This window comes from Paenibacillus agilis (genome assembly GCF_007786455.1).
Classification (GTDB): Bacteria; Bacillota; Bacilli; order Paenibacillales; family Paenibacillaceae; genus Paenibacillus_B; species Paenibacillus_B agilis.
Genome location: NZ_VNJK01000002.1, coordinates 377,979 through 400,605 on the forward strand (window position 1 = coordinate 377,979; position 22,627 = coordinate 400,605).

At 43.9% G+C, this 22,627-nt stretch carries 21 protein-coding genes; 8 read left to right on the top strand and 13 right to left on the bottom strand.

The window, feature by feature from the left end; all coding sequences use genetic code 11:
* Window positions 1–49: 49 nt before the first annotated feature.
* Window positions 50–511 (bottom strand): MarR family winged helix-turn-helix transcriptional regulator, encoded by a 462-nt coding sequence (locus tag FPZ44_RS18020; RefSeq protein ID WP_186786129.1) that lies wholly within the window; start codon window positions 509–511, stop codon window positions 50–52.
* A gap of 271 nt (window positions 512–782) precedes the next feature.
* Window positions 783–1,394, bottom strand: coding sequence for a nitroreductase family protein (locus FPZ44_RS18025; RefSeq protein WP_144992361.1), 612 nt, complete (start codon window positions 1,392–1,394; stop codon window positions 783–785).
* 184 nt (window positions 1,395–1,578) lie between these two features.
* On the opposite strand from FPZ44_RS18025, the gene FPZ44_RS18030 reads away from it, so the two are divergent.
* Window positions 1,579–2,691, top strand: coding sequence for a hypothetical protein (locus tag FPZ44_RS18030; protein WP_144992363.1), 1,113 nt, complete (start codon window positions 1,579–1,581; stop codon window positions 2,689–2,691).
* 89 nt (window positions 2,692–2,780) lie between these two features.
* Here the strand turns inward: FPZ44_RS18030 and FPZ44_RS18035 are convergent, their stop codons facing one another.
* From FPZ44_RS18035 to FPZ44_RS18045, 3 genes are all read right to left on the bottom strand, one after another.
* Window positions 2,781–3,488, bottom strand: coding sequence for a DNA alkylation repair protein (locus tag FPZ44_RS18035; RefSeq protein ID WP_144992365.1), 708 nt, complete (start codon window positions 3,486–3,488; stop codon window positions 2,781–2,783).
* 143 nt (window positions 3,489–3,631) lie between these two features.
* A complete protein-coding gene (locus FPZ44_RS18040; RefSeq protein ID WP_144992367.1) occupies window positions 3,632–4,015 on the bottom strand; it encodes an ArsR/SmtB family transcription factor in 384 nt (127 codons plus the stop codon).
* A 1-nt stretch (window position 4,016) separates the two neighbouring features.
* Window positions 4,017–4,442, bottom strand: a complete 426-nt coding sequence (locus FPZ44_RS18045) for an SRPBCC family protein (protein WP_144992369.1) — start codon at window positions 4,440–4,442, stop codon at window positions 4,017–4,019.
* A 311-nt stretch (window positions 4,443–4,753) separates the two neighbouring features.
* On the opposite strand from FPZ44_RS18045, the gene FPZ44_RS18050 reads away from it, so the two are divergent.
* Window positions 4,754–5,725 carry a peptidoglycan-binding domain-containing protein gene (locus tag FPZ44_RS18050; RefSeq protein ID WP_144992371.1) on the top strand — a complete coding sequence of 324 codons (972 nt, stop codon included), beginning with the start codon at window positions 4,754–4,756 and terminating at the stop codon, window positions 5,723–5,725.
* A 125-nt stretch (window positions 5,726–5,850) separates the two neighbouring features.
* Here FPZ44_RS18050 and FPZ44_RS18055 read toward each other — a convergent pair whose 3' ends face one another.
* Window positions 5,851–6,441: a DUF1802 family protein gene (locus FPZ44_RS18055; protein WP_144992373.1), complete on the bottom strand. Its 591-nt coding sequence runs from the start codon at window positions 6,439–6,441 to the stop codon at window positions 5,851–5,853.
* A gap of 231 nt (window positions 6,442–6,672) precedes the next feature.
* Between FPZ44_RS18055 and FPZ44_RS18060 the strand changes: the two genes are divergently transcribed.
* Window positions 6,673–7,500: a GNAT family N-acetyltransferase gene (locus FPZ44_RS18060; protein ID WP_186786130.1), complete on the top strand. Its 828-nt coding sequence runs from the start codon at window positions 6,673–6,675 to the stop codon at window positions 7,498–7,500.
* 133 nt (window positions 7,501–7,633) lie between these two features.
* On the opposite strand, the gene FPZ44_RS18065 is transcribed toward FPZ44_RS18060, so the two are convergent.
* Together FPZ44_RS18065 and FPZ44_RS18070 are read right to left on the bottom strand one after the other, a co-directional pair.
* Window positions 7,634–8,566 carry a macrolide 2'-phosphotransferase gene (locus tag FPZ44_RS18065; protein ID WP_144992377.1) on the bottom strand — a complete coding sequence of 311 codons (933 nt, stop codon included), beginning with the start codon at window positions 8,564–8,566 and terminating at the stop codon, window positions 7,634–7,636.
* 486 nt (window positions 8,567–9,052) lie between these two features.
* Entirely contained in the window at window positions 9,053–9,466 is a 414-nt protein-coding gene (locus FPZ44_RS18070) for an Lrp/AsnC family transcriptional regulator (RefSeq protein WP_144992379.1), read from the bottom strand.
* Between the two features lie 141 nt (window positions 9,467–9,607).
* Here FPZ44_RS18070 and FPZ44_RS18075 point away from each other — a divergent pair, with 141 nt between their 5' ends.
* Window positions 9,608–10,138: a hypothetical protein gene (locus FPZ44_RS18075; protein ID WP_144992381.1), complete on the top strand. Its 531-nt coding sequence runs from the start codon at window positions 9,608–9,610 to the stop codon at window positions 10,136–10,138.
* 149 nt (window positions 10,139–10,287) lie between these two features.
* Here FPZ44_RS18075 and FPZ44_RS18080 read toward each other — a convergent pair whose 3' ends face one another.
* From FPZ44_RS18080 to FPZ44_RS18090, 3 genes are all read right to left on the bottom strand, one after another.
* Complete coding sequence (locus FPZ44_RS18080; protein ID WP_144992383.1) at window positions 10,288–11,268, bottom strand: hypothetical protein; 981 nt, start codon at window positions 11,266–11,268, stop codon at window positions 10,288–10,290.
* Window positions 11,258–11,836 (bottom strand): sigma-70 family RNA polymerase sigma factor, encoded by a 579-nt coding sequence (locus tag FPZ44_RS18085; protein WP_144992385.1) that lies wholly within the window; start codon window positions 11,834–11,836, stop codon window positions 11,258–11,260. Before FPZ44_RS18085 ends, FPZ44_RS18080 begins: the two co-directional genes overlap by 11 nt.
* 81 nt (window positions 11,837–11,917) lie before the next feature.
* A complete protein-coding gene (locus FPZ44_RS18090) occupies window positions 11,918–12,547 on the bottom strand; it encodes a CDP-alcohol phosphatidyltransferase family protein (protein ID WP_144992387.1) in 630 nt (209 codons plus the stop codon).
* A 103-nt stretch (window positions 12,548–12,650) separates the two neighbouring features.
* Between FPZ44_RS18090 and FPZ44_RS18095 the strand changes: the two genes are divergently transcribed.
* From FPZ44_RS18095 to FPZ44_RS18105, 3 genes are all read left to right on the top strand, one after another.
* Window positions 12,651–15,260, top strand: coding sequence for a PEP/pyruvate-binding domain-containing protein (locus tag FPZ44_RS18095; protein WP_144992389.1), 2,610 nt, complete (start codon window positions 12,651–12,653; stop codon window positions 15,258–15,260).
* A complete protein-coding gene (locus tag FPZ44_RS18100; protein ID WP_144992391.1) occupies window positions 15,257–16,147 on the top strand; it encodes a hypothetical protein in 891 nt (296 codons plus the stop codon). Before FPZ44_RS18095 ends, FPZ44_RS18100 begins: the two co-directional genes overlap by 4 nt.
* 67 nt (window positions 16,148–16,214) lie before the next feature.
* Window positions 16,215–16,805, top strand: a complete 591-nt coding sequence (locus FPZ44_RS18105) for a CDP-archaeol synthase (protein WP_186786131.1) — start codon at window positions 16,215–16,217, stop codon at window positions 16,803–16,805.
* 46 nt (window positions 16,806–16,851) lie between these two features.
* Here FPZ44_RS18105 and FPZ44_RS18110 read toward each other — a convergent pair whose 3' ends face one another.
* Both FPZ44_RS18110 and FPZ44_RS18115 read right to left on the bottom strand, forming a co-directional pair.
* Window positions 16,852–19,644, bottom strand: a complete 2,793-nt coding sequence (locus FPZ44_RS18110) for a phosphotransferase (RefSeq protein WP_186786132.1) — start codon at window positions 19,642–19,644, stop codon at window positions 16,852–16,854.
* 143 nt (window positions 19,645–19,787) lie between these two features.
* Window positions 19,788–21,698: a beta-N-acetylhexosaminidase gene (locus tag FPZ44_RS18115; RefSeq protein WP_144992396.1), complete on the bottom strand. Its 1,911-nt coding sequence runs from the start codon at window positions 21,696–21,698 to the stop codon at window positions 19,788–19,790.
* 576 nt (window positions 21,699–22,274) lie between these two features.
* On the opposite strand from FPZ44_RS18115, the gene FPZ44_RS18120 reads away from it, so the two are divergent.
* The gene (locus FPZ44_RS18120; RefSeq protein ID WP_144992398.1) at window positions 22,275–22,586 is read left to right on the top strand and encodes a hypothetical protein; all 312 of its coding nucleotides are present in this window, start codon (window positions 22,275–22,277) and stop codon (window positions 22,584–22,586) included.
* Window positions 22,587–22,627: the final 41 nt, after the last annotated feature.

Consider the following 22,627-nt stretch of genomic DNA (forward strand, 5'->3'; position numbering starts at 1 on the left):
CATAATGGATTGTGTATGATAGTTTCATGGTGCTAGTGTCTGTTCTGCATCAGTTTTGGCCAGCCAACTCCTGCTCAACAATACCTTTCAACTTAAGCGTAATATGCTTGAGCTGCATCACCTCTTCCATCGTTAACTTTGTATAATAGCGCTCAATGATGTCCTGTTCGACCTGCTGCATTTGCGCGAAGTAATCCTCGCCCTTTTCACCCAAGCTCACTAATATTTCCCGCCTGTTACTTGGGTTAATTTCCCGCTTCACATACTTGGCTTTATCCAGCTTACTAATAATTTGACTGACGGCGCTTGAAGAAACCTTCATTTGATCCGCAATTTCTCGAACAGTCGCTTGCTTCTGCTTGTACACAACCTCTAGAATCAAGGACTGCTTTACGGATAACTCGTGCTCCATAATCTGTTGATAATAGGGCAGCAGCATCGCATTGAGCTCATACTCTGCCTCATTAATTTCTTTTACAATAGGAATAAGTTCATCAATTTGTTTATTCATCTTAATTATTAAGTTCTCCTTATTGTTAAGTTATCTTAACAATAATATAGCATCATTTCCCACATCCTTCAACCTACACAATTACTCGCTAAAAACCGAATCTGTCGTTCCTGTTCCTTCTTTCTTAACCATCACCTAACCCCAGCATATCGAATACTGAGTCCCTATCTTTTCTTATAAAAAACCGCGACCGCTCCCCAGTACAATAAGTACTAGGCAGTAGTCGCGGTTTAACAATAAGCAATGAAATAATGTTCACTTGCCAGTATTCTTATTTCCAATCTGTAAGTTGAGCAGCAGGAATACGGGATGAAGGGCGTCCTTCTTGTTTTTCCTTACCAATTGTAATCAACATAATCGGTACATAGCGCTCATCAACTTCGAACTCCTTCATGAAAGTAGGAGCATGGAAGCCGCCGATTGCATTCGTTCTCCAGCCGCGCTCTTGTGCTGCATACATAAATGTCATTGCAGCCAAGGAACCATTGATTAGTGCGGCATTATGCGCAACCTGTTTATCCCCGTAAGCGCGATTGATCTGGCCTTGCAATGACGTTGCAACCTCTTCTGCCAAGAAGCCAGCCTTCACTGCTGGCAAAAATACATCATCAAAGTGACGATAGGCTTCTGTATCTCCCAATATCGCTACTGTTGCAGACGCATCTACCACTTGCTGTTGATTGTACGCGATAGGAAGAAGCTTTTGCTTCGCTTCCGCACTCCCAATCACAACAAATCTCCAATGCTGCAAGTTCCAAGCAGAGGGTGCCTTAGCCGTTAGATCAAGAATCTCTGTTAGTTCTTCGTGGGAAATCTCTGCATTCGCATCGTATACTTTTACGGAGCGGCGCTCATTAGCCACTTCTGAAAATGATTTCGTCATTATCGTGATAACTCCTCACCAGAAAGTAATTTACTTATATTTTGTAAGTAAATATAGTGTATAGGAAAATTGATTTTGCTGTCAATAACCAGCTTTTATCCCTGATTATAAGGAGATTGCCCATTACCCTCGCCCGCCTACATGCATAAGATGGCTCAGAATCTAAACAAAGTGAGGGACGTACATGGCTAATTTCTACGCAGCTTACAAAGCTAAAATCAAACACGCCGATCAATTGCTCAAACAGAAAGGAATTGTCGGGGTAGGTGTCGGATATAAAAATCCTAAGCAGCCGAAGCAAGGAGCATGTGTCGTCATCTATGCAGAAACCGCCTCTGCTGTAAGTACAAGCTCTGTTCCAAAAGCCGTATCCACAACCGTACAAGGCAAAGTCGTTCAAGTTCCTACACGTACTATTGTATCTGGAAAAATCAAAGTATTTCATGATGCCAAGGCTAAAGTCGCTCCTTATACCGATCGCATTCGCCCAGTCCCAGGCGGATACAGTGTAGGGTATCCCTCACTGCCCGCTTCTCCTGGTGTCTCTGGAACAGGTGGTTTGATTGCCATTAACTATCCTGCTCAGACCCAATATTACGTATGCAGCAACAACCACGTCCTCAACCGCAACAATTCAACGGATTATACCGAAACGATTCAGCCCGGAGCTGCGGACGGCGGGCAGGCAACCACTGACGAAATCGGTAGATTAGACAGATTCATACCTTTGCAAAAAACAGGAGATAACTATCTCGATGCGGCCACATGTATCCCATTAGACAACAGCTTATTAAGCCCCACTTATGCGACAGTCGGAGTCGTTCCAGGCCACTTATTAACGTATCGTGTTGGCGAGGTATTCAAAAAGGTAGGGCGTACGACTGGTGCTGTTACAGGTACGGTAGAGTCCGTCCATACGGATTTCACCGTGAACTACGGAGATTACGGTGGACTTGGTGTCATTCAATTCCGTGATCAGTCTGTCATTTTAGGTGCAACCCCTACTTCATTGCCAGGTGACTCCGGATCTATTTGGCTGCGCAGCAGCGATAATTACGCTGCTGCGGTTAACTACGCAGGCTTCGAAGATGGACTTCGCTCCATTTCCTATCCTTTCGGCTGGTTCTCCCAGTTATTCAATGTGCGGGTTGCGCAGCCGAACCTAGGAGCAGGGGATATTAGAGGCGTTCGAAAGAAGAGCTACTCCTATACTCGTCCATTAACAACAAAGCAACTTAAGGCCATCAAAACATTTCTAAGTCGAAAAGCAACCGAAATCACCCGCCCTCAAATTTAGCAAAGGCTCACCTTTCATTGGTGTCAAAAACAGAAAGAACCCTGTACCAGGGTTCTTTCTTCTGCTGCTTTCGTTCACTTTTCACACTTTTAACAAATACAAGTCTTTCGCTTCTGTCCTACGCGATTCATCGACTCAATTTTCTCAATATAAGCCGTTGCTAGCGGAACTTTACACGCTGTATTGCCCACATCTACACTTACTTTGCCGATATGAGCTGCTACAGCCTTGGCCTCATCGTGAAGAGCTTCCACATAGGTGCCTACACTAATGACAAAGCTGTTCATCGTATATCGTACTCGATTGCGTTCCTGATGAATTGTACGCTCCACTTGTTCTAACAGACTACGTATTTCGTCAATATCTAAATCTTCATCAGGTGCAATAGATAAAAAGTTGGCATACGTGCTCCACCCACAGGTAGCTGTCGTTTCCACCTCGGATTGAATCCATTTACGGGCTAATTCTAACGCATAATGGCTCTCTGCTGTCACACTTGCCACCGTATATTCTGCAGGCGCATGCCATTTTGCCTGACTCACCCAACGCTGCAGCTGATCTTTTGTCATCATTTTTGGGCGAACAGACAACCCAGCCAAATACATGGCATCATAGTTTCCTGTCTCGTATAGCGCTAAAGCCAGTTCTTGATCTTTCTTGACGTACTTGACCAGCTTCTTCATGTCACCGACTTTAACTCCGAACAATGGCTCCTCGGCTCCATGACGCAGAAACGTCTTCTTCGTTTGCTCTGTACCGAGTGCTTCCAGCTTACTCATAATCTCTTCTATACTCAAAGGAACGATACCACCTTTACCTTTTTAAATCCGCAATCCCTATAGACATAACATATCATGAACATTCCTGTACACCAACAGCAAAGGCCACTCCTCTACAACACGACCATGCGTTGCTAAGGAATGACCTTTTCATAGCTGCTCTATTCGTTATGATGACTTGGCTTCATCACTTCCAGTTTGCCATATCGCTCGGCCTCTTCTGTCGAATCAGACTCTACATAATGTTTAAGCATTGACAGCTTGTTATCCCAGAACCGTTCATAATAAGATAGCCAACGCTTCAATTCTTGCAAGGGCTCAGACTCCAGGCGATAGCGCGTCTCTCGGCCAACTTTACGATCTTTGACAAGCCCCGCTTCTGCCAATATACGTAAATGCTTAGATACCGCTGTTCGACTCATTGGAAAATGGTCGCTTATAACGGTTACAGGCATCTCCTGTTCGCTCAACAGACTTAACAGTTGGCGACGGGTAGGATCTGCAATCGCTTGAAACACATCGTACTTCGGTTGAGGAGCAGCCATCTTAACCCTCGATCGTCTTACGCAGCTTTTCCATAATGCCTATCCAGCCTTGGCTCATACGGTCACGCACTTCCGTATGGCTTTGGCCGAACTCCGTAACTTTGTCCGCATCCCAGCCCCCATGGATAAGCGTAAACTCCGTCACATCCCCTTGCTCTTCTAGCAAGAACGTAAGCGTCCAATCTTTGCCCCATGTAAACGATAGCTTATGCGGCGGATCAATCTCTGTCACTTCGCAAGGTGACTTCCCGAAGGGTCCTGCCTCCAAGTGGAATTTATGTCCGACAACAGGCTCAAAGTTGCTCGGCATGAACCACACTGCGATCCCTTCTGCTGTAGAGACTGCATCCCATACTTTTTGGATCGGTGCTTTCAATTGTACGGTTTTACGAACTTCTGCAAATGTAGACGTGTCGTTATGTTTCAATGTAACTCCTCCTCGATGTAGCAAGCTATATGTGCAATATATTGCTCGTTTATATGCTCGATATCCAGCATGCTGTTATTTACATATATCAAAATATGAAACCATTTGGTTTCACTTTAGACATTATTATAGGGCACCATTTGGTTTCACGTCAACGCACAATAACTTTCATCATCTACCTGTTTTCTGCGTTAACTCACTAATGAATAGGAGATTTTAAATTTCCGCACATTTTCGTAATGAAAAGGAAACTTTGAGGAAATAGTAATGCTTGTTGAAAATTAACATTAAGGAAAGATGGTGGAGATGGTATGCAGCAGTGGCAGTGGAATGTAGACTCCCACGAATATACAAGGAAATCCGGGTGGGCGATTACGAAATGTGTCGCCACTCTTATGTTGGCTATCGCGCTGATCGTTAGTATGCCAAGTACGACTTCAGCACTTGGTAAAGGATCCAAAGGGCCAGATGTTTACGTAGTTCAAGGCATGCTGAAAGTGTTGGGCAGCTACTATGGCAACATAAATGGATATTTCGATGAAGCTACCGTACGAGCGGTCAAGCATTTTCAGAAGAAGCATGGCTTGCCGGTAACAGGCTATGTAGATAACCGGACACTAGAAGCTATCTTATACGCTTATGACAATGTGAAAATTCCAAGGCACCATCGTGGGCGAGGCTATAGTGGTGGCCACGGTGGCGGTCAAGGTCAAGGTGGCGGTCAAGGTCAAGGCGGTGGTCAAGGCCTAGGCGGTGGTCAAGGTCAAGGCGGCGGTCAAGGCCTAGGTGGCGGTCAAGGTCAAGGCGGTGGTCAAGGCCTAGGTGGTGGTCAAGGTCAAGGCGGCGGTCAAGGCCTAGGTGGCGGCCAAGGTCAGGGTAGCGGCCAAGGTCAAGGCGGTGGCCAGGGTCAAGGCGGTGGCCAAGGTCAAGGCGGCGGTCAAGGTCAAGGCGGTGGCCAAGGTCAAGGCGGTGGCCAGGGTCAAGGCGGTGGTCAAGGCCTAGGTGGTGGTCAAGGTCAAGGCGGCGGTCAAGGTCAAGGCGGCGGTCAAGGTCAAGGCGGCGGTCAAGGTCAAGGCGGCGGTCAAGGTCAAGGCGGTGGCCAAGGTCAAGGCGGTGGCCAAGGTCAAGGCAGCGGTCAAGGTCAAGGCAGCGGTCAAGGTCAAGGCAGCGGTCAAGGCCAAGAGCCATCTGAGAGTGAAAGCCCAACTCCACCTCCTAGCAAAGACAACGGTTCTGCCCCTGAAGGTAAAAAGGGAAAAGGCAGCTCACCTTCTGTCGATTAATACATGCATGGATGTAAAATAAGCATATGAATACAGCACCCATCCAATCGCTTACAGTATAAACGCAACGTTTATGCTGACGATTAGAGGGTGCTATTTTATTTATTTGATATCTATGCACAATCTCATGCGTTCAACATCTCCATAATAGTCGCCTTCTGCTGAGCATATTGCTCGTCCGATAGAACGGGTTGGAATCCGCTCTGTGGAAGCTCTGGCAGCAAATGATGCCACGATTTGCATCCCTTATAGGCTTCATCAATGGGGATTGATATCGGCTGTTCAAGTCGGTACATACGGATAAATAAAATATGTAATGGCAGCTTTCGCTTCCAACGCAAACGTACATCCGCGAAGGAGTCCGTCCATATATGATACGCCGATAGCGCTCGCAACTTTTCCTCATCCATAAGCTCGACATCATCCGTCACTTCAGCAAAGTATTCGATCGTTACGTTCGATTGATCCGCAGACCACCCTTCCAAGGTAGCTTGCAGCAAGTACTGATATTCTGGCTTCACTAGCTCTGCCTTCTGGTGTTCATAGGTCGGGTACAAATAGAACCTGTTATTTTCTAGCTTAAATTCTCGCGTTTCCTCATACAGCCCGCCCTTGCGAACCGTAATAATCTGCTCTCCTGCACCTAGCGCCTTTACTGCTACAGCCCATTCTTTTAGCGATAATGTGGACGTTGGCTGCTCAACCCGGCTGGACATAATGGCCCGCTCCTCTCCATACTCTCCGTCTCTTATACGATGGAACGTAAATCAATCCGATGTGCTCTCAGTTAGTTTATCAGCCAATTGTTCAGGCTCGCAATCATGTTCCAATAAAAATACCTATTATTCGCATTTGTATAGATGAATTAGAAATACCATTTTTTTGATCATATACTAGGTAGGTGTAAAAATGTAGGTTTCAGTATGTCGGGAGGCGAGGTTAGAACTATGATTGTTGAGCTAGATAAGAATGACTACCATCTCATACGGCCATTATTGAAAAAAGATACAGAGCTGGATAGCTTACTCATTCAAGCCGTTATCAACGGCACGAACCGTGGACATATTTATGTAGATGATCCTATCCAGCCGCGCACGGCGCTCATATATGTGGTGGGCGTCATCGATTTTTTCATCGGAGATCCCCATAACGACACATTTACAAGCCACCTGAACACATTCATTGATAATATCTACAAACAGGTCAACTTAGACACTTGCGGTGGAACTTGGATGATATCTGCTGTATTTGATAAAGAGTGGGAGACGGTGTTAGAAAACGCATATTCGCAACGAGATTATGATACGGACAACGATCTGTATTTCCAGCTAAATGCAGACAAGTTCCATGCTTTGAATAAGCACACCCCTTCCTTATCTAAGGAGTACATGTTAACCCCACTTACCAAGGAAATAATTGAACATAAGCAAAATGAAGAGCTCTTTGAAGACTTTCACGACTTCTGGAATACTGTAGATGAATTTATCAATCAAGGATTCGGCATGGCCATCATAAAGAACGGACAAGCTGTAAGCACTTGCTACACCTGCTTTGTAAACGGATCTCAACATGAGATAAATGTCATTACAACCGAAGAAGAAGAGAATCAAGGATTCGCTACAATAGTCAGCCGAGCATACATACAACACTGCCTACATAACGGGATAACCCCTCGCTGGAGTACCAACGAAACAAACGTATCGTCCTGCAAGGTCGCAGAGAAATGCGGGTTCGAATATGTCTACAAATTGAGAACGTACGAGTTTGAGTTTTGAACATGCTTGTCTATAATCCCAATTGAAACGTCAAAATCCTTCCTAACGTACGGCTAGGAAGGATTTTATTTGCATACCTAATGATGTTGTTATTGAATTATTGAAAAAGAATACCTATCTAGAAAAGTCGCACCTACGCTTCTGTGACACCTAACGCAGCTCTCGCCATATTCATAACCTCATCATCACCGGATGTTAAGGCGAACAAACCAAGCAGTACTGGGTAGGTCGTCAACTGTTCCACGATATGATCCTTCATTCTCGGCCATACACGCCCGCCCGCTTCCTCGTAACGAGTCAACAGCTCCTCCAAGCGCTCTTCGCCAAATACAGCACAGTAGAGCACAAAATCGGTCCCAGGGTTAGCTACTTCCGCCTCCGTCCAATCCAACAAACCCGTCACCCGCTGCTGCTCATCAATAATAATGTGCGGTGGGTGCAGATCGCCATGAACAAGCACCGAGTGCGGCGGCCAATAGGAATCGTCTGTCATCCATTTTTGCCAGCGATCCCATAGTTCCTCGGAAACGCCTATCTCCTGCTTAACCCTCTCCATATGCTGAGCTAACGTTTCACGCGCTTCAGCCGGACTTTTCACACGTAATCCAGCCGCTCTGGCAACATCATGATCGATACTGTGCAAGGCAGCTAGAGCTTGGGCCAAAGAATCTACAAACTGAGGTGAAAGGTCCTCATAATCCATATTCCACTCGTAATTCCGTACCTCCAAACTTACCCCTGCCGTAGGAACCCCTTCTAATAAAGGATACGCAATGAGTTCTGAGGTATAGATCCGCCAATCAGGAACGGCAACCGGAAAATGCTGCTTCAGCAATTTCAATACGCGGTGCTCATTGTCAGCTCGCTCAAGCACATCCGATCTTCTCGGTTTACGGAGCACCCATTTGACACCATCTGTATCAGTAGCAAATGCAACGAGAAAATCCATCCCTGATTCATTGATCTCCACTTTCTCTGTTCGTAAATGAATGCCATGCTTCTCAGCCAGTGCTACCATTTCTTCAACTCTGTTATCGTGATTATCTTTCGTTCTTATATCGGACATCCTTATATTCCTCCCTTATGATACGGTTCATGTAAAACAACAAAAAACACAAGCCTACTGCTGCCTGTGTCATCTGTAATCGGTAGGAAGAATATTATGTCCCCTAAACATGGTATGCGATGAATCATAAGAAAGATGCAGAAATACAAGCTATCGGCAAAATACACAGCCTCGATAGCGGATCGCTCATCTCTTCCTCACAATATCAACTTATTTCCATAAAGGTAACTTAAAAAAGGGCACACAGCCCCCTCGTTAGCCTATAGCTATCTGGGGTTACCTTTAAAAAATGGCAGACCAATCCCGATTACTCTGTACACATGACAGAGCCTTTGAGCAGTATTTCGTTAGCGCAAAGTTCTTAATCGAGAATGATTTACCACACGTAACCCCTCCGTTCCATTAAAGTAAGTTTAGTTTATCAAAATAAAAATCCCATTTCAATACATTAGTTAACATGGAAACATTGAAAATGTCCGACTAATCTCATTTATACTGTCCAATTGAAATGTTGATTCTGTAGTGACCGTAGACCAAGATCTCATCTAACAACTGTGCCAACGAATGGTGATCGGGAACTTGTACCTTCAAAATAAAGCAAGGATCGCCGCTCACACGGTGAGCTTCCTTAATAACGTCTCGCTGCTGAATAAACTCTTGAAAGCTCGTATGCCTGTAATCCTTCATCATCACGATAATGAATACACAGTAGGCGCTTCCCATCAATTTTTCATTTACTCGAACCGTGTATCCCTCGATAACGCCCATTTCCTCTAGACGTTGAATCCGATTCGCCACAGCCACCCCTGACATGTGGACGACCTCCCCAATCTGCTTCCACTGCATTCTTGAATTCATCTGCAAGCACCGGATGATTTCCATATCAATGTGATCCAACATGCGTACGCATCCTTTCACCAACAAAGTAATAACAGCAAAATGCTTTCACCAATGCATGTAAAGACCACAGATGTGTGCGCTAGAATGAGCAGTAGAGGATCCTCACCCTATAATAATGAACGATATAAGGAGGTTTTTCCATTGTTAAAAAAGGTGTTCGGCATGTTGATACTTACGCTAGCTATAACGGTGCTTGCAGGCTTTAGTCATGAAACCGTGGGCTTATGCGGTCAAACCAACAAAGGGGTCCTTGCAGCTTCACATGGACAACAAACTGCCCTTGCTGCTAGTGTCTCATTATTGAAGTCCACTCCCCTAAATGATGTAGAGGACGACGACATTGACGAAGAGGATTATGAAGATGAAGATAAGAAAAAACCTTATCGGCTTAATGCTTCCGTGGAAGAAGATGATGATCAATATATTTTGCGTATTCGCACTAACTTAAGACTATCGATTAAAAACTATAATGGTCCCCCTGTAGAGGGCGAAGGACATATTCACTTTTATTTAAATGGCAAATTAATTGGACCCATCGTAGATAAGAAACCATTCAAGTTAACCAATCTAGTGGAAGGAAAAAATAAAATCCGACTCGTGTTAGCTCAAAATAACCATTGGGAAACTTATGGGGTTGTGAAGGAGCTGACTGTAGAGAAGGATTCCGATTAAGCTAATTGCTAGGACAATAGAACAAGGGGCCGTCCCTGTCGTCATAAACGACTTGGTAAACAGCCCCTTCCTTTCACTACTAGCTAATTTGCTCTATTCATACGGATTACCACAGTATCCTATGGTGTTGAGCCACTCCCACACACAGACTACAACCCCTTAGCCGCTTGAACCAGTTGCTCCTTTGTTATTGCAGAGGAATCGCTCGCTACTCGATAAACGAATGTTTGGCCCTCGTGTATTTCCATCCACATCACTTCTTGATAAGTAAGACTCGTACTGAACAAACTATTATCGTCTCTTGTATAATGGGCTTGGCTCCCATTAATATTCAGAGTCTCATAGGAAGAGGAAGATGGAATGATGCCTTTTATGCTGATTTTCTCCGAGGAAGTTTCGACTCCAACATAGATTGCTTGCTGCTTGGAGTTACGATATATGGACGTAAAAATATTCAATGGCCCCTCAGATGACGAAACTTCTTTGCGCCACACAACTTTTTTACCTGTATCTTTGCTTTCTCTTTTAAGCTCATCCAATGTTTCCGTAAATGAGTCGGAGAAAAATAAACCAAATGGCGATCCCTTCATCCCTCCCTCAAATAAAAAATCGTCTAGAATATTGCTTGGAACGGAGTCTGCTACCCCCGCATGAGGGATCGATAGCTTCCAATTTTCTAAATTTTCGTTTACTGCCGGCCTAGAAACGGGGAATAACGGCTTACCTTGTAGCACCTCTTCCCCCTCCAAATCAGCAAAGTAGACAAGAGCATTCTCGCCTATCTGTAATTGCTCCTTTACATCAGCAAGTGAACGGCTAATAGATGTAAGCTGCTCTTTATTTAAGGTTACTTCCTCAGATATAGCACTCATCGTTACTGATATGTTTCCTTTACTTTCTTCAAATAAAAAGCTCATCCCCGCATAGGTAAAGCCTAATAAAGTGGCAGCTAATACAGTAATAACGGCTAGTCTAGGTAAATTCCATTTCCTTAACATAGACGGACCCTCCCTCGTTTGTACCATGTGACTTCGATACAGCGCCATCATACGGGAATCTACAGAAGGAGGACACGAAACAGCTTGTTTATATTGTTCAAACTCCTTTTTCAACTTCGTTTCAATAGACATACTCATTAGCCCCCGTCCCCGACTCCTTGCCTTGATATTGATGACGCAATCGTTTCAAGGCACGATGGTGTCTCGATTTTACAGTACCTATCGGAATTTGAAGCAATTGTGCTATCTCCTCTAACGAGTGATCTTGATAATATCGGAGAATAACAACTTCTTTTAGATGTAATGGCAGTGTACTCACGATTGGAAGTAACTCTAACTGATTATCTAGTGCGGCAAATTGTTCTGCTGCTGCTCGATCCGATTCATCAGAGGAAGCTCTTTGCACACGATCCCATATACGGAATCGACGCCACCCTTTCCGCTTCCAGTTCCGTACTTGGCGAATGATAAGACCATTAAACCACGCACGAAATTTTTGATCAGGAACATAGTTATCCGCACTCCGCAACAGCTCCAAGTACACCTCACTCATCACATCTTCAACATCCTGTTTGTTAGGTACAAGATAGTAAATAAAGCGATACGTATGATCTCGTGTCATCTGATATACAATCTGAAATGCTTCTTCATCACCCTGACTCATCCGGATAAGCCAAGGCTGTATATCGATCTCCTTCATAGGGCCAGCCTCCATTCAGGTCTTACATGTCATATTGGCTCTATGTACAAAAAAGGTTCCCATTGTTTTATCATCATTTTCTTATCCTTGTACAAACCACACCAACAGGACCGAACCTGGGACAAGCATATACAATAGTTTTGTTACAAAGCCATTCTTGGGATAAGGAATTGCAGATACCATGAATATAGCAGTCAGGAGGAAAAATAAGCAGAGGAGCATGAGTTGAAGGTCCAAATTCATCTTACTCACATGTAACAACGCAAATATAATTAAGAACCAGCTGGCACACACCGTTGTAGGTACACCTTTAAAATAAACGCTCTTATCGACTTGCTGCATTCCTGAAATATTGAAATACGCAAGACGCCATATACCTGCCATCAAATAAACTAATAAGAATGGCAGCATCCATAAAGTTGTGAAGCCATAGAAAATCCCTACATATAACGGTGGGTACAAGCAAAAGTTAATGACATCTGCCAAGCTATCCAATTGCTCACCGAATGTTGACGATTGTCTAAATCGACGCGCTACAACCCCATCTAGACGATCAAGTAAGATCGTAATGGCGTAGCTTGTAAATGACCAACTCAACTTATCGTGGAGTAAGAGTATAATACTAACGAATCCGGCCACAACAGACCATGTCGTTAATAGATTAGGAGCATTCCAAAATTGCATAGCAGGGAAATACATGCGTATCTTCATAAAGTTCTCCTTTCGTAAAACTAATGATTGGTATGTACATAGAAAGCAACTATAATAAATCCATGATATACCATAAACAATAACTTCCGATGGAGTTGATTCGATGACTAAGCATATCCCTCAACGAGATCAGCAACCTTGGATGGTCCTGCATTTATCAGCAGAAAAAGGAGAGTTTACTGCCGTTGGAGGCAAGGCAGCACGCTTAATCGAGCTGCATCAACGTCATTACCCTGTGCCTCATGGATTCGTCGTCACAGTAGCAGCCTTTCAACGATACTGCGAATATAATCAAATAGACACTAATTGCGATGAAAGTGATAGAAAGCTGCAAGCTGATCAGGTCTTAAAAGGTAACTATCCTCCTGAACTCAAGCATGAGATAGAACAAGCCCTTTTATATTATTCCTTCACCACCTATGCCATTCGCTCCTCCTCTATTTTAGAAGATGGAACGATTAATTCCATGGCAGGACAATATCATACCTATCTAAATGCAACAGTCGATGAGGTATTCACACTTATTAAAGCTTGTTGGGCGAGTATGTACAGCACCGCAGCAGTAGCTTATAACGAACGTAATTTAACGGTTAATGCCTTTCAGATGGGTGTCATTGTTCAAGAACAGAAAAATCCCCAATACGCAGGAGTACTTTTCACCATGAACCCCGTCAGCAAAGATACCGATCATCTCATTATTGAATGGGTAGAAGGCTTAGGAGATAAGCTTGTATCCGGTGAAGTAACGCCGAATCGAATCGTTGTATCCCGCCTGACTCGGCAAGTGACTTTTCACGTTGGCACTGCTCTACCGCCTCATCTCATCCTTAGGCTCGTTCAACTCTCACTCAGTATCGAGCAAGACTATCAATTCCCAATCGATGTGGAATGGTGTATCGAAGAAGACGAAGTCATCATACTGCAAGTTCGCCCGATTACAGCCTTACAAGGGAAACAGAACATTATTTGGACAAACGTCAATATGGTGGAAAACTTCCCTACTGTAGTAACTCCCTTCACATGGTCGATCGTTAGTTCATTCTATCAGCATTATACTAGACAAATGATGAAGTTGTTCGGATGGAAGGACTCAGAATTGGAGCCACTTCGAACCGTCATTGATTACTCCACAGGCATTCATGCAGGACGAATCTACTATAACCTGAGCAATTGGTATGAATGTGCTTATTTGCTGCCTATCGGCCCGTTGCTTAAAACACTTCTTGATAATTTTATTGGTCAGCAAGTCCCTTTTCCGTTCATACCAAATACCGACATCCCCTCCAAGTTCAACAAGCAAAATAAAATCAGACGCTACCTTTCCTTCTCCTACCATTTCACGAAGTTGTGGATGTCAGCCTCAACCCGAGTGGAACAATATGAAACTGCTTTCTACGAAAGAAGGTCCAAGTGGCGCGCTGACGGCTATAAACAGCTGTCACTTCAGCAATTGCTCCAAGTACTAGATGACATAATGAATGGACTGGTAAAGCACTACTATGATCGACCTGCGGTCGTCGACTTACTGGCGGCAGTGTTCCCAGGAGGATTGAAACTTCTCGTTAAGCGCTGGCTACAAAATGTCGACATCAATACGGATTTAGCTGTTGTTCATCTTATGCAAACAGAAGACCTCCGCAGCTTAGAGCCTTCACACCTTATCGAAGAACAAGCCATTCTCATCCATTCACATGCTTCATGGCAGCGTCTATTGGAAGAAAACAAACTGGAAGAACTTGAACTACAACTTCATGGCGAGGCAAGGAAGAAGTTTGAACTATTTATGGAACAGTACGGTGGAAGATGCTATCACGATTGCACGATTGTCTCTCCTACTTTTGAGGAACGACATGATTTGTATTGGCAATTAGTAAGAAAATATCAAGCTGCTTCACAACAGCGTACTTCCTCATCATCGAATCCATCGCTAACACAGGAAACCCAGTCTTCTGTTATCGATTGGACAGCACATATCCAGCAATCCTTAACACGTTGGCAGCGAGTCGCTTTCCGCTTCCTGCTGCATCATACCCATCAATCGATTCGCTTACGAGAGAGAAGCCGTATTATCCGCAGTTTATTATTTGGCGAGATTCGCCAGATCGCGCTACAGCTCGGGCAACGGCTCGTTGAGAAAGGACATTTGGAACAAGTTGATCAAATTTTCTACTTGCAATGGAACGAGATTCAAGATCTCGCTTATGGGAAATATCAATTCCCTGAGACAATTCCAATGCTTATTGCACTACGTCAAAATGCACATCAAAATAACGAGAGTACAGAACCTCCAAGCCTGTTTGTGCGTGAGCAAAGTATTTATTATCAAAGCCAACCTATGCCGACTGTCGATTATGATCAAGAACATACACGACTTGTAGGCATTGCTGTATCAGGAGGAACCGTTACCGGACGAGCACGAATTATCTTTGATCCCGTAAATGATCCAGGCTTGGAGCCGGGTGATATTCTCGTTACGAGGAGTACAGATCCAGGTTGGACACCCTTATTCAAAATTGCAGCCGGCTTAGTTGTCGAGAAGGGGGGCATGTTATCGCACTGTGCAATCGTGGCACGAGAATTCGGTATTCCTGCTATTGCCGCTGTAGAGCGAGCAACCTCACGCATTGCCGATGGAGATATTCTCATCCTCCATGGTGATACTGGTGAAATTGAACGGGTTGAACTGGCTGCTGATGTACGAGACATAATATGATGTACTTATGGCGCTTTATTCAAGAGCGGTACCCGTTATTCATAACGATCCCACTATGCGTCATCATCACGTTAGGCCTAATACCGACTCACGATACTGGTAAGTACCACAATCACTTGTTAGTGAGTTCGCTTGCCGTACTTACGACATGGCTCGGACTATTATCGCTGCGCGCAGCGGATGATTTACATTCCATACAGGCCGACCGAGATAAGAGTCCTCATCGTGGTTTAGTGACAGGCTATATTCAAGCCTCTGCGCTGCGCCGCATCTGTATACTCATTCTAGTACTCCTTATCTTTCTGCACGTCCAGAATTGGATTGGAGTTGTGATACTATGTTTTCTCACGGTTTACTATTGGTTGTGGTTCAAGTTAAGTCCACACTTCCCAATCTTACTTCGCCCTTTCGGTTCCAATTTCATATTTGCGATCATACCGTTTTATATAGGTGCTTTACATAAAACACCTTGGCAGATGGAGTCTTTATACTTTGCAGGCTTCCTTTACTTTGCTGTTATTGCCCATGAATATGCCCATAATGTACAGCCCGATAGGAAGGATGAGCATGAGCTAGAAACTACATCCACGCCACTTAGATATACACAGATCATCGGTGCAAGAGGTACCGCTATTCTAGCCGGATGGCTATTTGCGAGTTCATTCATATGCGGCACTATAATGGCGAGTATCATGAAGGAGAGTGCTTTTTTAATCACACTTATCATTCATATGCTTGTGAATACCTACTTAATCGGCATGTTGATCTACCAGCCTACCTCGAAGCTTTCCCGAAAGTTCTACGTACTAGGCTACACCTTTTTTATCATCCCATTAGCTGTCCGCATCATAGTGAGGACGATAAATGTAACACCGATAGGTAACTAAGCCATGGCAATAGAGTTCTTTTCATAAAGAGAAACAGCAACTATAATTCAGAAAGGTTCGAATGCCCATGCTATTATCATTGCAAATACTATTATTTATGATGCCTGTTATTTTGGGTGGCGTCACAAATATGATATTTGTTAAATTGCCTTTTGTTCGCAAGCATCGCCGTCCAATGGATGCTGGGCGATATTGGAGAGATGGAAAGAGGATTTTCGGCGACAATAAGACATGGTATGGATTTATGGGCATGATCCTATTTACAGCATGCTGGTTCGCAGCGATGGGATGGCTCGTTGATCACTGGACTTGGTTAAAATCCAACTCCCTCCTACCATGGGATACCTATAATACTCCTTATACAGAATGGATGATTGGCATGCTATGGGGATTCAGTTACGTGTTGTTCGAACTACCAAATAGCTTTATCAAACGCCGCTTAAACATTCCACCAGGTCAAAACCGAAAAGGATGGCTCGGTATTTGCTTCACGGTCATTGACCAAGCTGACTCGGTTATCGGCTGTATGATTGCCACTTATCTTTTCTATCAGCCTACAATTCTTGAAGCTGCGTTGTTCCTCCTAATCGGGACAGCTGTTCATTATATTATCAATATACTTCTCTATCTCACTGGATTGAAACAACAAGCGGGATAACTTGCTGTACAGGCAGGTTATCCCGCTTGTCTCTATGTGTAAATCCTTAATTAGCAGGTTGCAGCTCGATAAGGCGTGGATTCTCCTTGACCTTATCGAGAATATATCGAGACAGATTTTGATAAATCGTCTCCATATACGATAAATGCAGCAAGTTATTAGCCAACAAATAGAGATTATAGCGAACCGCCGCTAACTCCAAAGCATTCAGTAATGTAATTTGTTCAAATTCCTCCCGGTCCAGTAATATCCCACTCGCTTGCTCCAAATAGAGGCGATATTGTTCAATGTAGGTATCCCATTGCTGGATCGAGGCATTCACTCCGACTGTGTACGACAAGAACTCCACACAATCATGCTGAGGATTCTGATAACATACAAGTTCCCAATCATACACAACCAACTGCTTAGTACCAGCAGTAGATCTTAAGCCTAAATTACGCGGGTTAAAGTCATTGTGTGTAATCGTCTGATGATATTGCTTCATTCGTTGCTTATGAGAAGGAAGTTGGACAATAAATTGACGCAGCAAATGATAGAGGTGTGAAGAGATCAGTGTGGGATAGCGTTCATAGTTGTATTCCGTCAAAGCAAGCAGTAGCTCAGTAGCATCCCCACAGCTATATTCATCTAGCCGATCAAGCTGAAGGACAGCAGGCAGTTCATCTGCTTTATTCATAAATAACGCATGCATCTTTGCTGCATCCGCAAGTACATAATCAATATGTTCTTCATCCCAGACAGTAAGCGATTCAATCGTCCCGAGATGACTGCAGGAAGATAAGTCTTCCATAAGGATAGCATAAGCCTCCTTGTCTTCATCACAAGTTACACCGTACACATGTGGACAATACTGTAACAATGTCATCGGTGCCTGTTGATAAAAAGTTATTTCTCTAACGTGGGATCCTTCAAATCCGAAAATATGCATTTGCGATTCAAATAAACCAGATAACCGGTCATCTCCAGACAGTTTTGCAATTCCGATACCTAAATCCATAACTTCTCGATCATTGGATTTCACTTTCAGAATAACAGGAAGATAAGTACTAGATGTATGTCTTAAGTTAACTTCTTGCTGAAGATGAGGTTGCAGATGCAAGAGATAACGATGAAGACCTTGAAACGAACTGTTATTGGCTTTAAGCATATTAGTAATAACACTTGAGTCGGTGTTTAATGGTGTAAGTTCAAAAGACGTTACTTTACCGTATGCCTCTCCGAGAAGTGCTTGAAAAAATCGAGGCTTAATATCGCTCCGCCGAATCCCCGTTCCTTCAGACTTTCTTCCTAAACGCTCATGCGCTTTGACAAACTCGTTTGAGATAATAGCTGACGAAGTAGATAAATCTAACGCGAGGCAGGCAGATGCTATAATTTCTGCCAGCTTGTACACTTTGCCACGCCCGTAACACCCCATCATCTCAAGGCATTCACGCTGAGTGGGTAAGCTTGTTCCTCCTCCCACTGTGCCAATAACTAATGAAGGAAGCTGTACATGAAAGGAAATACCATCACCTTCCCGACGCGCCTTAAAAATACCACAGCTTGCCTCATGAATCGAACCCATATCTTGTCCAGTAGCGCTAAATATACCCGCAATTATGTTGGCGAAATTAACGTTATGTCCGATCATTCCTGTTTGCATGGCACCAACTTCTGCTGCATACCAACTTTTCATGTATTGATCCACGGAAACTCTCAGCGTCTGCTTAAGTATAGCTTCTGGAATATGGATCGAGGCATTTACCTGAATTCCTCTTCCTCCGATAAAACTGCGGTATGCTACCTTTTTGTCCCCTGCCTGATTGCCTTCAATTATATAGCGTACATATTTTAATTCTGCAAGATGTTTAACCTTAGACGCGATCCATTCACAAGCGACATAGGTACAGGAAGTAGTCATATTTTGTCCAGCGGCATCTCCTGTTTCGTAACCGAACTGCACATGTACGAAATCTGCGAATGGGTAAGTGTGTAAGGTGATCAGCTTAGAAATAGAGGATACTCGTTCAGCCTCAGCCTTAATTGACACTTTATGTTCATCTATCCATTGAGCAAGCCTGATCGCACTAGACATATCCTCGCAGAAAAATACAGGAGCTCGAACCATCGTCTGCTTAAGGACATGTACCTCAATTCCTCCTGCAGCATTACAAGCCTTAGCCCCTCTGGAAATGGAACTAATAAGCGCTCCTTCCGTTGTCGCTATCGGAATTGGTATATGCCCATTTGCGTAGGTCCCCCGAACCCACAATGGAGCTGTAATTCCTAAAGGAACCTGAATAGAACCTATATAGTTTTCAATATTTCCTGCAAGAATAGATGGCTGTTCATGAAAGAGGGATTGATTTACATGCTTGAGCGTATTACTGGTAAATTGCTCAAGCCACTGTTGGCGTGCTGCTACTGCATCCTTAGTATAGTGTTTTCGCCCAACAAAGGAAGGAAATGGGGTTGGTTCCGACTGTGAAAAACGATGTAGAGGTGAATTCCCTAAGATGACCGCGTATATATGCTGATGTAGGAAATCGATAGACTCAGCACCCTGCAACTTTACAGCTATTATCAGAGTGCACTCATCTACAGAAAGCGATACGTCAGTAACTATGAACTGATGGCCCCCTTTATCCGTGTCGTATTCATACAAACCAATGCGAGATAATTCATCGCCTGGCTGCAGGTGCAAGTCATGTTGTTGAGTCATTATTCGAAAGCCATCGTACCAGTAATGAGACATATACCCTTCATAATATTGACTTTTATACTCAAAATATAACTTTGGCATTCGCCGATCATGAAAACTACGCACTTGCTGCCTATCATCAAAAAGATCCATCAAAATCCCCCTCCTGGCGCTTGTACTCGTCGACATTTCACATTTAATGCAAATATAAAGACACTATCCGGTACGCCCTCCGACAGGATAAAAAAAGCGACTGAGCTTTATGTAAAGTCTCAGCCGCTTTGTTCAATGAGCCGTCAAAAAGGATTCATGACGTGGAAGAACACATTTGGCGATGCCATCCGGTAGTAGAAGCTGCACCAGCCAGCACCTTTATTGTTAAAACGATTCGTTGTGCTGTATACAAGACGCTCTTGTTCCAGCTCTTCTATCTGACCAATACGCCCTTCAACATAATCAATCAGGCGCATGGAAGCTGTATCTAGACGATTAATAACGCCGCCGTAGCGAATATCAATGACTTCCCAACCAAAAGGCTTAAACATACGCAGCCACTGACTGCGATGCGCAGCACGTAGCTCCTTCACTCCTTCAGCGATTGCAGGCAGAACATCTACGGCAATACGCTGCAGTGTTTCCTTATCGCCCGCATCATAAGCACGCTTCAGCTCGATGCCAATTTCACTTTTCAGCTTTAACACGCCGCACAGCTTCTCTGGCACATCGAAGATGTAATCCAGTTCCGCTTCAGGCACACGACTGCTGCGAATCGCCTGCTCTACTTTCGCGTAATGAGCCGACATTTCCAATCCTTCAATCTGCTTGTCGAACAAGCCAAGCAGCACGTCTTGATACAACAAGAACTTACATGGATTGCTCTGCTTCTCATTGTTAGGCTCTGCGCCAGGCGTCTCATCCAAGTCTTTCATTAGCATATAAGCGTCCATCTCGATGCCTGTACAGAACTTCACGCGCTCTGCCAGCTTCGCTTGATCCAGTTCACCCTCGGCATAGGCGTGCTCCGCGTAGAACTGCAAGCCGAGCAATGCGATATATGGGTTGCTTTCCATTCCATCATCGCCCCATAGCGTTGCGTATGCTTCGCCGACACCTGCCCGTTTACACGCCTTCAGTGCACTGTCGGTAGCGTTTAAGGACATGCCGTAGTTAACGCCAAACGTATTGAACACCCATACTCCGCCAGCAAATACGAGATTACAGTTCAATGGGCGATGCTTCGCAATAAGCTTATCGTAATGCTCTTCTTCCATATGGTTATAGTCCCAATACACCATATCAACGTCACTCGGAATACGATTTGCCATCGATTCAGAAAATTGACTCTCTGTATCGAAATGTTCTGTACCGTCAGCAGAAGTGAATTTCAAAAACATGTCGCTCCACATCATCGGCTTTAAGCCGCGACGACGTACGATTTCCAGCACCTTGTCCAAATGAGACATCATAATTTCAAAGCGCTCTACATATCCGTTCTTATCTAGATACTTACCGCGGCCAAGCTCTTCCGCCTCATCCATACCGATATGAACTTTACGACTGCGGAAAGGAGCGCTAACCGCTTCGATCATGTTCTCCATTAGCTGGTTCGTCTTCTCTGTACCAACTAACAAAGCACCCTTCGTATCTTTATATTCTCTTACTGGCTCCCACTTGAGAAACTCCTCTAGATGAGCAAGCGTCTGGATGCTTGGGAATGCCTCAATACCGAATTGATCCGCATAATCATCGATCTCACGAAGTTCAGCTTCTGAATATCTGCCTCTCATATAGCCAAAGTACGGCTCTGCCTTAATCTCATACGTATCTTCCATATAGAGCATGACCGAGTTCATGCCCATTAGTGCCATTTTACGCAATAAATATTTAAAGCTATCCAACGTCAGTACCGCATTGCGAGACAGGTCGAACATCGGCCCAACAGTATGGATATGCTGCTTCTCTTCAATATGAAAAGACTGCCCGCCGCTGCCATGCTGCACGAGAAGCCCGAGCCCTCTATAAAATTGATGCTTATGCCCGTAACGAATATAGGCTTGACCTTGCTCTAAGCCAACCTCCAGGTTGCCTGTTGACTGCTCCACGCGGACAAGTACACCATCTTTTGCCTCACTAAACCAATTTTCCTGCGCCAATGCACTAATACCAGCTGCTAGATTCGTCAAATCTCCCTCAAATCGCAATTTCATCGGTACTTCCTCCTAACCAAGTATTCATAGTATGATTTCTAATTTCTATGTAATGACAAGTTCATAGGAAAAATATAGTTCGATCTCATTGTAGTACAAACGCGTAGGTTTGAGGAGGTAGTCTCAGCAACGATTCGTTACAGTATTAATCGTAAAATAGACGAATTCTAGTATCGTGAAGAGTTTCTTAGAAAGGATATGATTCTTTTTTAAAAAGGAGAGCGTATCACCAAATATGGATTGAAAAAAATAACATGGAATATGATAGATAAATATGAAACTATATACTCTCATATGCGTATGTAAATATGTACCTTATTCGATAGAGGTATTCGTGATATCGTTACCCACATAACTTTGCTTATTAGGCAAGACTCACGCAGCAGAACTGCAAGGGGAACCTTGATATGCGAAATAGGACAAGCATGTCATACATAAGTTTTGGTTGCTACAGTTCATAGAATAACGTTAGCGCTAAATCATGCTAATTCTTTCGCATCGGATATGTATCAAGGCTGTGAGGATGATTCTACCCCCATTGGAGCAACTATCATTTATTTTAGAGGAGATGTTAACATGTTTGGATCAAACGGATTTGGATTTGGCAACAAAAGCGCTCGCGTAGGCGATCAAATCGATGCTGAAGTAAAAGGTCTTAAAAACGTAGTAAACAGTGTAAACATGGTAGCTCAACAATTCGATTTCGTTGAAGCTCAACTTCAACAGTTCGCTCAAATTATCGGTAACTCTGATCCAATGGCAGCTATGCAGTTCCAAAACCTTCAAGCACAAATCAACAACATCCAAGGTCAAATCGTAGCTAGCCTCGGTCAAATCAACCAAGGCCTAACGAACATCGATGCACTTACAGATAAAATTCAGAACTAATTGATTTCATTATTCCATAAGTAAAGGGCGTCCCTAAGGTT

What these genes read in the sequence shown, in the direction of transcription:
- FPZ44_RS18020 (WP_186786129.1), bottom strand. Translation starts at nt 511, where the DNA reads ATGAATAAACAAATTGATGAACTTATTCCTATTGTAAAAGAAATTAAT.
- FPZ44_RS18025 (WP_144992361.1), bottom strand. Translation starts at nt 1,394, where the DNA reads ATGACGAAATCATTTTCAGAAGTGGCTAATGAGCGCCGCTCCGTAAAA.
- FPZ44_RS18030 (WP_144992363.1), top strand. Translation starts at nt 1,579, where the DNA reads ATGGCTAATTTCTACGCAGCTTACAAAGCTAAAATCAAACACGCCGAT.
- FPZ44_RS18040 (WP_144992367.1), bottom strand. Translation starts at nt 4,015, where the DNA reads ATGGCTGCTCCTCAACCGAAGTACGATGTGTTTCAAGCGATTGCAGAT.
- FPZ44_RS18050 (WP_144992371.1), top strand. Translation starts at nt 4,754, where the DNA reads ATGCAGCAGTGGCAGTGGAATGTAGACTCCCACGAATATACAAGGAAA.
- FPZ44_RS18055 (WP_144992373.1), bottom strand. Translation starts at nt 6,441, where the DNA reads ATGTCCAGCCGGGTTGAGCAGCCAACGTCCACATTATCGCTAAAAGAA.
- FPZ44_RS18060 (WP_186786130.1), top strand. Translation starts at nt 6,673, where the DNA reads ATGATTGTTGAGCTAGATAAGAATGACTACCATCTCATACGGCCATTA.
- FPZ44_RS18065 (WP_144992377.1), bottom strand. Translation starts at nt 8,566, where the DNA reads ATGTCCGATATAAGAACGAAAGATAATCACGATAACAGAGTTGAAGAA.
- FPZ44_RS18070 (WP_144992379.1), bottom strand. Translation starts at nt 9,466, where the DNA reads ATGTTGGATCACATTGATATGGAAATCATCCGGTGCTTGCAGATGAAT.
- FPZ44_RS18080 (WP_144992383.1), bottom strand. Translation starts at nt 11,268, where the DNA reads ATGTCTATTGAAACGAAGTTGAAAAAGGAGTTTGAACAATATAAACAA.
- FPZ44_RS18085 (WP_144992385.1), bottom strand. Translation starts at nt 11,836, where the DNA reads ATGAAGGAGATCGATATACAGCCTTGGCTTATCCGGATGAGTCAGGGT.
- FPZ44_RS18090 (WP_144992387.1), bottom strand. Translation starts at nt 12,547, where the DNA reads ATGAAGATACGCATGTATTTCCCTGCTATGCAATTTTGGAATGCTCCT.
- FPZ44_RS18095 (WP_144992389.1), top strand. Translation starts at nt 12,651, where the DNA reads ATGACTAAGCATATCCCTCAACGAGATCAGCAACCTTGGATGGTCCTG.
- FPZ44_RS18100 (WP_144992391.1), top strand. Translation starts at nt 15,257, where the DNA reads ATGATGTACTTATGGCGCTTTATTCAAGAGCGGTACCCGTTATTCATA.
- FPZ44_RS18105 (WP_186786131.1), top strand. Translation starts at nt 16,215, where the DNA reads ATGCTATTATCATTGCAAATACTATTATTTATGATGCCTGTTATTTTG.
- FPZ44_RS18110 (WP_186786132.1), bottom strand. Translation starts at nt 19,644, where the DNA reads ATGGATCTTTTTGATGATAGGCAGCAAGTGCGTAGTTTTCATGATCGG.
- FPZ44_RS18115 (WP_144992396.1), bottom strand. Translation starts at nt 21,698, where the DNA reads ATGAAATTGCGATTTGAGGGAGATTTGACGAATCTAGCAGCTGGTATT.
- FPZ44_RS18120 (WP_144992398.1), top strand. Translation starts at nt 22,275, where the DNA reads ATGTTTGGATCAAACGGATTTGGATTTGGCAACAAAAGCGCTCGCGTA.